Here is a 12,916-nt window from a genome sequence, read left to right as displayed (position 1 = left end):
CTGTTGGCTTGACCGGTCCTTCCCCCCGCACCCGAGGTCGTGCGCATGCTCTCGTCCCACCGTTCCGGTCTGCTCCGTCAACCCGACTTCCGGCGGCTGTTCGTGGCTACCGCGCTCGGACAGTTGGGGGATCGGGTCGTCTTCCTGACCTTGCCGTTGATCGCGATCGTCGCGTTGGACGTCGGGGAGTTACAGGTGGGGCTGCTCAGTACGACGTCCGTGGCGGGGTCGCTGTTGGTGGGGTTGCCGGCCGGGGCCTGGGTCGATCGGGTGCGGAAGCGGTCGGTGTTGGTGAGTACCGATCTGCTGCGGGGGTCGGTGCTGCTGTCGTTGCCGCTCGCCTGGTGGGCGGGGGTGCTGACGGTCTGGTGGCTGTATGCCGTGGCGTTGGCGCACGGGGTGCTGACCGTGTTCTTCGATGTGGCGTACGTGAGTTATCTGCCGCATCTGGTGGGGCGCGAGCATCTCCTGGAGGGGAACTCGCGGCTGTCGGCGGTCCGTTCGGTGACGAGTATCAGTGGGCCGGCGGTGGCGGGGCCGTTGGTCGGGTGGCTCGGGGCACCTGTCGCGGTGCTGGTGAGTTCGGCGGGGATGGCCGCCTCCGGGGTGCTCGCCGCGGGCATCCGCAAGCGGGAACCCCAACCCGAGCGCGGCGAGCGTCTCCGGCTGGGGCGGGACATCAAGGAGGGGCTGAGATTCGTCCTGCACCGGCCGGTGCTCCGCGCGACCGTACTGACGGACGGGGTGTTCAACACCTTCCTGGTGATGTATCAGACCATGCTGATGGTGTTCCTGGCGCGGGAGATCCACCTCGGGTCCTTCGGGATCGGCCTCGTCCTGTCGGGCATGGGATGCGGGAGTCTGCTGGGCGCGCTGCTGGCGGCCAGGGTGTCGGGGTGGCTCGGGCAGGGGCCGGTCATCTGGCTCGCACCGCTCGTGACCTGCCCGTTGACCGCCCTGATGGCTCTGGCGCAGCCCGGCTGGAGCGTTTGGGTGGCGGCGCTCGGGCTGGCCGCGCTGTCGCTGGGCGGGGTCGTTCGGATGGTGGCGCAGGCGAGTTTCCAGCAGGCGCTGACGCCGGACCGGCTCATGGGCCGGATGAGCGCGACCGCCAGGTTCGTCTCGTGGGGCGGCCTCGCCCTGGGTGGTGTGCTGGGCGGCGCCGCCGGGTCGCTCCTCGGCGCCCGGCTCACCCTCTGCGTGGGCGCGGCCGGGATGACCCTGAGCCTGCTGCCCGCGCTCCTCTCGCCCCTGCGCACTCTGCGCGAACTCCCCCGCGCCCAGGTGCACACCACCGACCGGGCTGCGGCTACACCCACCCCCTGAGGCACACTGAACTGAGCATGACACCCCAGCGAAAAGGAGCGGCGGCGTGGGTGCTCGGTGGGCCGACTTTCAGTACGAGATCTATCTGAACGGGATGAACGGGACAGTCCCCCGGCTGCCCACCGATCTGACCCGGCTCGAGGAGCTGGCGGAGCACCGGCTCGGGCCGGGCCCGGTCGGGTACGTCGCGGGGAGCGCCGGGAACGGCAGCACCGAGCGGGCCAATCGCACCGCGCTGGAGCGCCGCAGGATCGTACCGCGCATGCTGCGGGACGTCGAGGAACGCGACCTCTCCGTAAGGGTATTGGGCCGTACGCTGCCCGCGCCGCTGGCCCTCGCGCCCGTCGGCGTGCTGTCGATCATGCACCCGGACGCGGAGTGCGGGGCCGCGCGGGCCGCCGCCGCGCAGGGCGTGCCGTTCATCCTGTCGTCGGCGTCGAGCACGCCGATGGAGACCGTCGCGGAGGCGATGGGGGACGCCGAGCGGTGGTTCCAGCTCTACTGGGGCAGCGACCGCGAGGTGACCCGGAGCTTCCTGGGCCGGGCGCGGGCGGCCGGGTTCTCGGTGCTGGTCGTCACCCTGGACACCCCGCTGCTGTCCTGGCGCCCGCGCGATCTGGACCGGGCGTACCTGCCGTTCCTGCACGGCGTCGGCACCGCCAACTACTTCACCGACCCCGCCTTCCGGGCAGGGCTCGCCAAGCCGGTGGAGGAGGACCCGAACGCGGCCGTACTCCGCTTCCTCGGCCTCTTCGGGGACGCCGGGCACACCTGGCCGGACCTGGCGTTCCTGCGGGAGCACTGGGACGGCCCCATCGTCCTCAAGGGCATCCTGCACCCGGACGACGCCCGCGCGGCCGCCGACGCCGGAATGGACGGGGTCGTGGTCTCCAACCACGGCGGCCGCCAGGTCGCCGGCTCCGTCGCCGCCGCCGACGCCCTGCCGGGTGTCGTGGGTGCCGTCGGCGACCGGCTCGACGTGCTGTTCGACAGCGGCATCCGCACCGGCGACGACATCGCCAAGGCGCTCGCCCTGGGCGCCCGCGCGGTCCTGCTCGGCCGCCCCTACGCGTACGGGCTCGGGCTGGACGGCCAGGCGGGCGTCGAGCACGTCGTCCGCGGCATCCTCGCGGAACTCGACCTGACCCTGGCCCTCTCCGGCCACGCCTCCCCCGCCACCCTGAACCCGTCCGTCCTGACGGAGGAGTCGTAGGCCGCTTCCGTCCAGGCTCCGTGTGTCCATGCCATGATTTTCGGCATGAGCACGGAGACCGGCCACGCGGGGATCGTCCACTGGCGGCGCAGCATCTGGAACGGCACCCGGTGCCAGCCCGTACTGGCCACTCTGCGCCCCGGCGAGCTGCACCTGCGGGACCGTTCCCTCGGCAGCGTCCTGCGGGTGGACCCGCGCACGGTGACGGGCCGTCTCACCCGGCTCGGCACCCTCTTGCTGGCCGTCGACGGACGGCGCTGGGCCCTCGTAGGGCGGGGCGCCTCCGTGTCGCCCTCGCCGAGCGCCGAGCAGCACCGGGTCCTGGAGCAGGCCGGACCCGGAACAGCCGCGGCCGGCGGGTTGATGGACACGCTGCTCAACGACGGCGCCCTGGCGCTGATGCGTGACTGGCACACCCGGCTGGCCGACGCAGGGGCGCGGTTGCGCTGACCGGGAACACCGGGTGGACGCACGGGCACCGCTGTCGACGGAACGGCCGCCGGGGCGGCCGGGACCGCTCGGCGGGAACGTTCGCGCCGTCGCACGCCCCCCGAACAACGGCCCGCCCGCAAAGCCTCGTTGCGGAACAGCCCGCTGAAGTGCCGCCCGCCGGACGCCGTCACGGGTGGAGGGCGCACCGCCGTCCAGTCGTGCGCCGCGCGGACGGCGTCGGACGCCCCGGCGTCTCCGTGCACCGTCCGGCGCCCACCGGGCCGGGCGGACGACGGTCACCGTGGCAGCCGGGCTAGCAGAACGGCCGGGGACGGCGCAATCCCCCCGGTGCCGACTCGCCCGGGCCCCACTGTGGTGTCCCGCGCCATGGTGTCCGCACCGGCCCGACCTTACGGTTCCGGCACGCCCGGTGGGTTGGCGCTGCGTGAGGCGCCGCCGGTGCACCGGACGCCCCACGAAGGAGCCGCACATGACACCATCCTCGGGAAAGACTCCGCCTCGGGCTCCGCGGCGCCGTGGCGTGTTCCGCCTCGTCGCCGTCGTCCTCCTCGTCCTGGGCGCCGCCCTGGCCGGTCCCGCCCCGACCGCCCAGGCGTCCGTCTCGCTCACCCGGGTGACCGCCTTCGGGTCGAATCCCGGCGCGCTGACCATGTACACCTACCGTCCCGCGGGACTGCCGGCCGGGGCACCCGTCGTGCTCGCGCTGCACGGCTGCACACAGAGCGCACAGGTCTACGCGGACAACTCCGGACTGCCCCAGCTCGCCGACCGCGACAAGTTCCTGCTGGTGCTCGCGGAGACCACGTCGGCGAACAACCCGAACAAGTGCTTCAACTGGTTCCAGAGCACCGACAACCAGCGCGGCCAGGGTGAGGCCCTGTCCCTCCGGCAGATGGCCGGCCATGCCGTATCCGCCCTGGGCGCCGACCCCTCGCGGGTCTACGTGACAGGTCTGTCCGCAGGCGGGGCCATGACCGCGGTCATGCTGGCCACCTATCCGGACGTCTTCTCGGCGGGTGCGGTCGTCGCGGGTCTGCCCCACGACTGCACGAAGGACAACAGCCCCTACACCTGCATGAACCCCGGCGTGGACCTCAGTCCGGGTGAGTGGGCGAAGCGCGTGCGGGACGCCTTCCCGACGTACGCGGGGCCGTGGCCGCGGGTGGCCGTCTGGTACGGCGACCAGGACACGACGGTCGTGCCGCGCAACGCCACGGAACTGCGCGACCAGTGGACCGCGGTGCACGGCCTGTCCCAGACGCCCACCCGCACCTCCGCCATCGGTCCCGACTCCACCCAGCACGACGAGTACGTGGCCGCCGACGGCACGGTCGCGGTCGAGGTCAACCGTGTACCCGGCATCAACCACGGCACCCCGGTCGACCCTGGCTCCGGCGCCCAGCAGTGCGGCAGCACCGGCGCGCCGTACTTCCTCGACTCGATCTGCTCCAGCTACTGGATCGCCGCATTCTTCGGCCTGGCCGGCTCGGGCACGGTGCCCGGATCGCTGCCGGCGCCCACCGGGCTGGCGGTGACCGGGGCCACCACCACCAGCATCGGCCTGAGCTGGAACGCGGTCAGCGGCGCCACGGACTACGTCGTCCAGCGTGACGGAGGCCCGGTCGGCACGGCGAGCGGCACCTCGTACACGGACACCGGTCTGGCGCCGGGCACTTCGCACAGCTACACCGTCGCCGCGCGCGACGCCCACGGCGTGGCCGGAAGTCCCTCGGGGACGGTCACCGCGGCCACCACCGGCACGGCGGCCTCCTGCTGGACGGGCAGCAACTACGCTCACGTCCAGGCGGGACGGGCCACGACCGGCGGCGGCTACACCTACGCCAAGGGGTCGAACCAGAACATGGGCCTGTACAACACCTTCGTCACGCACACCCTGAAGGAGTCGCCGACGGGCTACTTCACCGTCGCCGACGGCGGTTGTCCCTGACCCCGGGCGGAACCGCCACCCCGCATCCGTGACGACGTCCCGCCCCCGTGGCCGGTGCCGTCCTGCGAAGCACCGCCGGGGCCCGCCGGCACACGTCCCTCACCACGCACCAACCCGGGGGACCCGCCCGGCGGACCGCGACGCGGCCGTGAGAGGCCGGTGTGACGCGAGCGCCTCCCGCGCCGTCCCTCCGGACGCGCCCGGCCCCGGATCAACCCCGGCCCATCACGACCGCGCCCCACCACCCGGCTCGGCCGTATCCGACTCCACACCGGAGGTCTCGCATGCCCCCCTCCCGCACCACCGTCCTCTCCCTCCGCGGCCGGCCCGCACGACGCCGAGGGCTCCTGGCTGCGCTGTCGCTCGCGGCCTCCGCCTCGCTTCTTCCGGTGCCGGCCACCGCGGCGGCTTCAGCCACGGGGGACGGCGCACCGGTGGGTCACTGCGCGGGCAGCGCCCTGCTGCGCGTACCGGGTGCCGCCCGCCAGCGGGCCGTCTGCCTCGACGGGCTGACCACGGCCACGACCGCGGCCTCCGGCTACACCGACCCCGCCGACTACGCCGGACTGACCCCCAGGGACCTGCCAACACCCACGGGCGTGCCCGGCATCCAGATCGACGGCTACTTCCCCGACACCTCGACCACCAACGCCAGCCACGGCTGGAACCACGACTCCCAGTTCGTCATCCGCCTTCCCGACCACTGGAACGGCGGACTCGTGGTCGCCGGCAGCCCCGGCAACCGGGAGCAGTACGCCAACGACAAGGCCGTCTCCGACTGGGTGCTCGCGCGCGGCTACGCCTACGCCGCCACCGACAAGGGCAACACCGGCCCCGCCTTCCACCGCGACGGCCGCCGGCCCGGCGACGCCATCGCCGAGTGGAACACGCGCCTCACCCAGCTCACGCGGGCCGCACGGCGGGTCGTCGCGGAGCGCTACCACCGGCCGCCGGTCCGCACCATCGCCACCGGACTGTCCAACGGCGGCTACCTCGTGCGCTGGCAGCTGGAGAACCACCCCGAGCTCTACGACGGCGGCGTCGACTGGGAAGGCACCCTCTGGCGTGCCGAGGGACCGCACCTGCTCACCTTCCTGCCGTCCGCCCTGCGGAACTACCCCCGGTACGCCGCCGGAGGACCCGGCGCGCAGACAGCCCTCGATGCCATGCACAAGGCCGGCTATCCGGCCGGCTCGGAGTTCCTGTGGCCCTCTCACCACGCGGTCTACTGGGATCTGACGCAGCGCGTCTACCGGGAGGAGATCGACCCCGGCTACGACGGCGCGACCGAGGCGGGAACGCCGTTCTGCGCGCCGGGCACCCCGGCGTGCGACGCCGACTACGACTGGACGACGCGGCCGCAGGCCGTGCACCGTGCCGTCGACCGCATCGCCCTGACCGGCCGCATCGGCAAACCCCTCATCACCCTTCAGGGCACCCTGGACGTGCTGCTGCCGATCAGTCAGGACTCCGACGTCTACGCCCGTATGGTCCACCGGGCCGGACGGGGCGCCCTGCTGCGCTACTACCGCATCGAGGACGGCACCCACACCGACGCTCTGGTGGACACCTTCCCGGACAAGCTCCGTCCTATGGTGCCGTGTCACCGTTCCGCCTTCACGGCGCTGGAGGGCTGGCTGACCGGAAGTCACCTTCCCCCGGGGGACCACACCGTGACCCGTCCGGCGGGAGCGGATCGCGCGACCCTGCTCACCGCCTGTCCGCTGGACCGCGAGAAGCGAAGCTGAACGGCACGGTCGCCGCTGTGTCCTCCCGCCTGGTCCGGTGGACTCGTCCACGGCCACGCACGGCACCTGACCACACGACGTGGTCCGAGAGCCCACACATACGGCCATCGGTGTAGTGGGCTCACACATAGATGTTCATGGCACACGGACTCTATGTTTCCGGCCATCACGCGTGTCGGCCGACGTGCCGTTCTGCTTCTCCGACCGGTGGCCTGCGCGCCTCCCGCCGCGCAGGCCACCTCGGAAGACGGCACTCGGCACCGATCGACACGTCCCCGCAAGTGAAACTGGTGACCCTGATGAACGACACCCAGACCGCCGGACGGGCCGACCGCGGCAGCTCCGGCGGCATAGCCCGGATCGTCGGCGCGAGCCTGATCGGCACCACCATCGAGTGGTACGACTTCTTCCTCTACGGCTCGGCGGCCGCGCTGGTGTTCAACACGCTCTTCTTCCCCACGAGCGACCCGCTCGTGGGGACGCTGATCGCCTTCATCACCTACGCGATCGGTTTCGCCGCCCGGCCGCTGGGCGGCGTCGTCTTCGGGCACTTCGGCGACAAGGTCGGACGCAGGAAGCTGCTCGTGGTCAGCCTGCTGATGATGGGGGGCGCCACGTTCGCCATGGGCCTGCTGCCCACCTATGACGCGATCGGCGTCGGCGCGCCGGTCCTGCTCACCCTGCTGCGTCTGGTCCAGGGCTTCGCGCTGGGCGGCGAGTGGGGCGGCGCGGTGCTGCTGGTCTCCGAGCACGGCGGCGACAAGCACCGCGGCTTCTGGGCCTCCTGGCCGCAGTCCGGGGCCCCCGGCGGCAACCTGCTGGCCACTGGCGTCCTGGCGCTGCTGGCAGCCGTCCAGTCCGACGAGGCGTTCCGGTCCTGGGGCTGGCGTGTTCCCTTCCTGCTCTCCGGTGTCCTGGTGATGATCGGGCTGTGGATCCGCGTCTCGGTCAGCGAGTCCCCGGTCTTCCTGGAGGCGCAGGCCAAAGCGGAAGCGGAGGCGGCGCGAGGCGTCAAGGAACAGCCCCCCGTCGTGGAGGTGTTCCGCAGGAGCTGGCGCGGAGTCCTCGGAGCCATCGGCACCCGCTTCGGGGAGAACATCTCCTACTACGTCATCACCTCCTTCGTCCTCGTCTACGTGACGCAGCACCTGGACCTGTCCAAGAGCGTCGCGCTGAACGCGGTCCTGATCGGTTCGGCCGTGCACTTCTTCGCCATCCCGCTGTGGGGGGCGCTGTCGGACCGCATCGGCCGCAGGCCGGTGACCCTGATCGGCTCGGCGGGCATGGCCGTGTGGGCGTTCGCCTTCTTCGGGCTGGTGGACACGAAGTCATTCGGAGTGATCACGCTGGCGGTCACCGTGGGACTGCTGCTGCACGGCGCTATGTACGGGCCGCAGGCCGCGTTCATCTCGGAGATGTTCGACACCAAGGTCCGCTATTCCGGCGCCTCGATGGGTTCCCAGCTCGCCTCCATCGTCGCCGGAGCGCTGGCTCCGATCATCGCGGTCGAGCTGCTCAAGGATTTCGGCAGCTCCACGCCGATCGCGCTCTACGTGTCCGGGGCGGCCGTGGTCACCACGATCACCGTGGCGGTCCTGAAGGAGACCCGTGGCCGTGATCTGAGCCATGTCGCAGCCGGCCCGGCGGCGGTACCCGCCGCGGCGGTGCCGGACCGGGCGGCCCAGGACGTCTGAGCCGCCTGTGCGACGGACCCTCCCGGCTCGGAAGGCGTCATGACGAAGCCAAGGCAACCGGCGACAACGCGGCGGGGCGCATGAAGGTGCGCTCGTGGCGCAGCACGCATCCGCTGTCCTCGCGGATGCTGTGCGCGTCGATGAACTCGGGGTCCCGGCCGAAGAGTTGCCGGTACTCGTCGATCAGGCCGGCCTCTCGGAGGTCTCCGCCGCCGACAGCGAGCCGGGGGTGGCCGACGGGGTGTCGGTCAGCCAGTGCTGGGCGGGGGAGCGATCGCGGAGCGAGACCACGATGTCGGCGCCGGGACGCGCGTCCGCCGCGGCCAGCGCGAGGGTCTCGTCCCAGCGGGGCAGCAGCTCGCCCCGCACCGTGAGGTCGTAGCGCACGTCCTCCCCCCGCTCGGTGCCCGCGTCGTCGCAGGTGCCGAGGATGACGACGGCGGCGTCGGCGTGGGAGTCGAGGCACAGCTCGGGGTCCGCCTGGCTGTGCAGGAGGCCGTCCGCGTCGTACGTCCACTGCTGGGTGACGGCGTCCGAGCACAGGGCCAGTGTCACCAGCCCGCCACGCTCCGGCTCGCCCTTGATGCCCAGGCACAGCGCGGCCCCCGCGTTGCGCAGCCGGATCGGCCGGCCGGCCACGGGCAGGGTGGCCGAGGCGGTCGCCGACGGCTCGGCGGTCCGGGGGTCGGCGGCGGGGGCGGCCCCGGCGGAGGCCACCGGGGTGCGGCCGCCCTCCGCCTCGGGCCAGACGGCGAAGGCCAGCCCGGTCGCCAGCAGCCCGGCCGAGACGACACCCGCCCCGGTACGCAGCGACCACCCGGTACCGCGCTGCCCCGCGGCCCGCTTGCCCGCCCGCCGCCGTCCGCCGGAACGCGGCACGCCGCTCGGAGCGGCGGCGGCCTGGCCCCGCCCCGGCCGGGAGTCGAGGTAGCGGCGGGCGCCCCAGCCGAGGACCGCCTCCGCGAGCAGCAGCCCGGCCCCGCTGTCGATCTGGCCGAGCTGTTCGGCGGCGTACCGGCAGTAGGAGCAGGCGTCCAAGTGCTGGCGGACATCGGGCAGTACGCCCCCGCCCCGGCGCACCGGCACATCGAGCAGCCGGTTGTAGTGGCGGCACTCCCCACTGGGCGCCAGCTCGCGGTGTGCGCGCAGCACACCCGCGCGCAGCTTCTCCCGGCTCTGTTCGAGCGCGGCGGCCGCGCCCACCGGGTCGACGCCGAGCAGCGCGGCGGGCACGGTGACGGGCTCGGCCTCGACCTCGGTGTGCCACAGGAGGCTCTGTTCCAGCCGGGGCAGCTGGTGGAAGGCGCGCTCGGCGAGGGTGCGGTTCTCCGGGGTGAGGGAGTTCGCGGCGCGCATCCCGCGTCCCCCGGCGGGCTTGGCGAGGCCGGGCAGGGCGGCGGTGAGGCGGTCGGTGGCCGCCCAGTCGAGGACGGTGTCCCGTACCGCCACCAGCAGCCGGGGCCGCAGCGCCTCCGCGGGCTCGCCGAGAGCGAGCCGGTCCAGGGCCTGGTGGAAGACGGCGGCGGTGACCATGTGGGCCAGCGGTCCCGGGCCGGCGAGGCAGATCACGGCGTAGTCGGCGGCGGGCTGCCAGTGCCGGGCCATCAGCAGGGCGGCGGACCGGGACGCCTCCGTGTCCGAACCGGCGCGCAGCGGCGCGGCCGTGGACTCGTCGGACTCCCCCGCCGCCGTGCCGGGCAGGTAGGGGGGAAGGGGAGGCTGAGGGGTGGTCACTGAGCGGTTTCCTTTGGCGCGTGCGGAGCGTGGGAGCGGTCCTCCGGGGTGCGCACGGAGTGAACGGGACCCACGGCTCCGCCCCGGCGTCCCCCGGCCCGGTGGCCCAACCGCCGAATCGGTTCCGGACTTCACCCCCCGCGCGGGAGTGTCAACCCTCGCACAACTTCTCCACACGCAACAAGGAGCGCGTCCCACATCACCGGATTTGCAGGGAAGTCGGGTTCTGTGCGCCCCGTGTGAAACTCGCGCACAGGACGGCCCGGCGCGCACCCTTCTCCCGCCACGCCGGCCCGGTGTGGACTGTGCCCGGCCCTCGCGAAGGCCCCCCCGGCCGATCGCCGTACGGCTTCCCCCGTCCGCCGGGGCGGTGTCAGATCCGCCAGGACCTCAGCCGTTCGGCCGCGCCGTACACGTCGGCGCGGCCGTCGGTCAGGTCGCGGACGAGGTCCACCAGGGCACCGTACGGCGGGTCGATGCCGGCGCCGCTGATGTGCAGGTAGGCGACGGCGGTGGCGCAGGCGAAGCGGGCGTTGGCCGCGGGGAGCGGGCGGAGCACGGCGAGGGTGTGCAGCAGGGCGGCAGCCCGCCAGGCGGGGTCGGAGTCGACGCCGAGCCGGGGCGGGTCGACGCGGTGCCGGGCGACGGCGGCGACCAGGGCGGAGAAGTCGTCCACCGAGGGCTGTTCGGGCAGGACGTCCTCATGACGCTGGAGCAGCCAGGGGACGTCGATGTGGATGAGGGGGGCCATCGCCGGTCAGGCGGCCTCGCCCCTGGCCGGAACGGCCTCGTCGTCGGGGAAGGCGGCGGCGAACTCCTCGGCGTGCGCGGTGAAGAAGGCCCGGAAGGTCTCCGCACCCTCCTTCAGCGCCCGGTGCCGGGCGATGTCCGCCGCGGCCGCCTCCCGCACCAGGGCCTTCATCGACGTACCGCGTTCCTTGGCGATCGCCCGCAAGTCCGCTAGTTCGCGCTCGCTGAACTCCACGTTGAGAGCTGGCATGCCCTCACGGTACCGCGAGGGTACTCACCCGTAAATCGAGCCAGATCAGCCGCGCACTCCCCCGGTACCCGGCGCCCCGGACACTTCGCCGGGCCGACACCAGCAGACGCGCCGCCCTCAGATCCATCACATATGAGCACAAAAAGTGTCTTATTTCCTACATGCATACACCTTCGCGGCGTACTCTCCTCCGCGTCCCGCTCGCTGCCGCGGGCGCGGGACTCCTGGCCGCCTGCTCCGACTCGGGCCCCCGGCCCCGGCCGGGACCGCGCGGCACGATGATGGCGGCGGGGAACTTCGTACCGCCGGGGCCCGCGGGTTACGTCGAACCCTCGGGTCCGGAGGTCCGTGCGGCCGAGCGGCGGCGCGGGTCGGGCCGGGTACGCATGGTCACGCTCACGGCCGGTGCGACCACGCTGGACCTGGGCGGCCGGTCGGTGCGCACCTGGGCCTACCAGGACGCGCTGCCCGGACCGCTGGTGCGGGCGACCGCCGGGGACGTGCTGAGCATCACGCTCGCCAACCGGCTGCCAGAGACCACCACGCTCCACTCGCACGGCGTCCGGCTGCGCTGCGACATGGACGGCACACCGGGCCTCACCCAGGACTCCATCCCGTCCGGGATGGACTTCAACTACCGCTTCACCGTCGCCCATCCCGGCACCTACCTGCTGCACAGCCACGTCGGCATGCAGCCGGACCGGGGCCTGTACGCGCCGCTCGTGGTGGACGACCCCAGGGAGCCGCTGAAGTACGACAAGGAGTGGGTGGTCGTCCTCGACGACTGGGTGGACGGCGTCGACGGCTCCACCCCGGAGAAGGTGCTGCAGCAGCTCAAGCCGGGGGGCGGCATGGCGATGATGGGCCCCGAGCGGCGCCCGACCGCCCACCCGCACGAGCCCCCGATGTCGGCCATGCCCAGCCCGCCGAAGAACACCGGCCCCAACCGGATGCTGCACGGGTCCCGGAGCCGCATCCTGGACGGGGTCGGCGGCAATGTCTCGTACCCGATCTACCTGATCAACGGGCGCCGGCCGGGCGCGCCGACCTCGTTCAAGTGCCGTCCCGGCGAGCGGGTGCGGCTGCGCATCATCAACGCGGGCTCGGACACCGCCTTCCGGGTGGCGCTCGGCGGCCACAGGCTGACGGTGACGCACACCGACGGCTACCCGGTCCAGCACCGGGAGACGGACGCGCTGCTGGTCGGCATGGCGGAGCGGTACGACGTGCTGATCACCGCCAAGGACGGGGTGTTCCCGCTGGTCGCGCTGGCCGAGGGCAAGAGCGGGCAGGCGCTCGCGGTGCTCCGTACGGACAACGGCAGAACCGTTCCACCTGCGGGTGTGAAGGTGCCGGAGCTGGACGGCGAGGTGCTTCCGGCGCGCCGTCTGGTGCCCGCCGACTCCGTCGCCCTTGACCACCGCGAGCCGGACCGCAAGATGCGCATCAAGGTCACCGGCACCATGGCGAGGTACGACTGGGGCTTCGACCACAAGCAGTACGACGTGCGTGAACGGCACGCGGTGCGGGCCGGGGAGCGGGTGCGGATGACCCTGATCAACGCCACCGACATGTGGCACCCGCTGCATCTGCACGGCCACACCTTCGCACTGACCGGCCTCGACGCGGTGGGCGCCCGCAAGGACACCGCCGTGGTGCTCCCCCACCGCAAGCTGGTCATCGACTTCGACGCCGACAACCCCGGTCTGTGGATGCTGCACTGCCACAACCAGTACCACTCGGAGAGCGGCATGATGACGGTGCTCGGCTACAAGAAGTGAGCCTCCCCCGACCCGCCCC

General features: G+C 72.7%; 10 protein-coding genes. 7 read left to right on the top strand and 3 right to left on the bottom strand.

Features of this window, described 5'->3' with window-relative positions; all coding sequences use genetic code 11:
* The first annotated feature begins 45 nt into the window (after nucleotides 1-45).
* The 6 genes from E5082_RS23570 to E5082_RS23545 all read left to right on the top strand — a co-directional run bounded on the left by E5082_RS23570 (nucleotide 46) and on the right by E5082_RS23545 (nucleotide 8,382).
* The gene (locus tag E5082_RS23570; protein WP_135793262.1) at nucleotides 46-1,326 is read left to right on the top strand and encodes an MFS transporter; all 1,281 of its coding nucleotides are present in this window, start codon (nucleotides 46-48) and stop codon (nucleotides 1,324-1,326) included.
* A gap of 46 nt (nucleotides 1,327-1,372) precedes the next feature.
* Nucleotides 1,373-2,539 carry a lactate 2-monooxygenase gene (locus E5082_RS23565; protein WP_135793261.1) on the top strand — a complete coding sequence of 389 codons (1,167 nt, stop codon included), beginning with the start codon at nucleotides 1,373-1,375 and terminating at the stop codon, nucleotides 2,537-2,539.
* A 45-nt stretch (nucleotides 2,540-2,584) separates the two neighbouring features.
* Nucleotides 2,585-2,989 carry a hypothetical protein gene (locus E5082_RS23560; protein WP_135793260.1) on the top strand — a complete coding sequence of 135 codons (405 nt, stop codon included), beginning with the start codon at nucleotides 2,585-2,587 and terminating at the stop codon, nucleotides 2,987-2,989.
* Between the two features lie 472 nt (nucleotides 2,990-3,461).
* The gene (locus E5082_RS23555) at nucleotides 3,462-4,940 is read left to right on the top strand and encodes an extracellular catalytic domain type 1 short-chain-length polyhydroxyalkanoate depolymerase (protein ID WP_135793259.1); all 1,479 of its coding nucleotides are present in this window, start codon (nucleotides 3,462-3,464) and stop codon (nucleotides 4,938-4,940) included.
* Between the two features lie 284 nt (nucleotides 4,941-5,224).
* Nucleotides 5,225-6,688 carry a 3-hydroxybutyrate oligomer hydrolase family protein gene (locus E5082_RS23550; protein ID WP_135793258.1) on the top strand — a complete coding sequence of 488 codons (1,464 nt, stop codon included), beginning with the start codon at nucleotides 5,225-5,227 and terminating at the stop codon, nucleotides 6,686-6,688.
* 299 nt (nucleotides 6,689-6,987) lie between these two features.
* Nucleotides 6,988-8,382, top strand: coding sequence for an MFS transporter (locus tag E5082_RS23545; protein ID WP_135793257.1), 1,395 nt, complete (start codon nucleotides 6,988-6,990; stop codon nucleotides 8,380-8,382).
* A 183-nt stretch (nucleotides 8,383-8,565) separates the two neighbouring features.
* Here E5082_RS23545 and E5082_RS23540 read toward each other — a convergent pair whose 3' ends face one another.
* The 3 genes from E5082_RS23540 to E5082_RS23530 all read right to left on the bottom strand — a co-directional run bounded on the left by E5082_RS23540 (nucleotide 8,566) and on the right by E5082_RS23530 (nucleotide 11,116).
* The gene (locus E5082_RS23540; protein ID WP_135793256.1) at nucleotides 8,566-10,116 is read right to left on the bottom strand and encodes an RICIN domain-containing protein; all 1,551 of its coding nucleotides are present in this window, start codon (nucleotides 10,114-10,116) and stop codon (nucleotides 8,566-8,568) included.
* Between the two features lie 373 nt (nucleotides 10,117-10,489).
* Nucleotides 10,490-10,867 (bottom strand): toxin Doc, encoded by a 378-nt coding sequence (locus E5082_RS23535; protein WP_135793255.1) that lies wholly within the window; start codon nucleotides 10,865-10,867, stop codon nucleotides 10,490-10,492.
* 6 nt (nucleotides 10,868-10,873) lie between these two features.
* The gene (locus E5082_RS23530) at nucleotides 10,874-11,116 is read right to left on the bottom strand and encodes a hypothetical protein (RefSeq protein ID WP_135793254.1); all 243 of its coding nucleotides are present in this window, start codon (nucleotides 11,114-11,116) and stop codon (nucleotides 10,874-10,876) included.
* A 161-nt stretch (nucleotides 11,117-11,277) separates the two neighbouring features.
* Between E5082_RS23530 and E5082_RS23525 the strand changes: the two genes are divergently transcribed.
* Nucleotides 11,278-12,897: a multicopper oxidase family protein gene (locus E5082_RS23525; RefSeq protein ID WP_135793253.1), complete on the top strand. Its 1,620-nt coding sequence runs from the start codon at nucleotides 11,278-11,280 to the stop codon at nucleotides 12,895-12,897.
* The last annotated feature ends 19 nt before the right edge of the window (nucleotides 12,898-12,916 follow it).

Source organism: Streptomyces griseoluteus (assembly GCF_004784465.1).
Taxonomy (GTDB): Bacteria; Actinomycetota; Actinomycetes; order Streptomycetales; family Streptomycetaceae; genus Streptomyces; species Streptomyces griseoluteus.
This window is presented reverse-complemented; position numbering and strand designations above follow the sequence as displayed.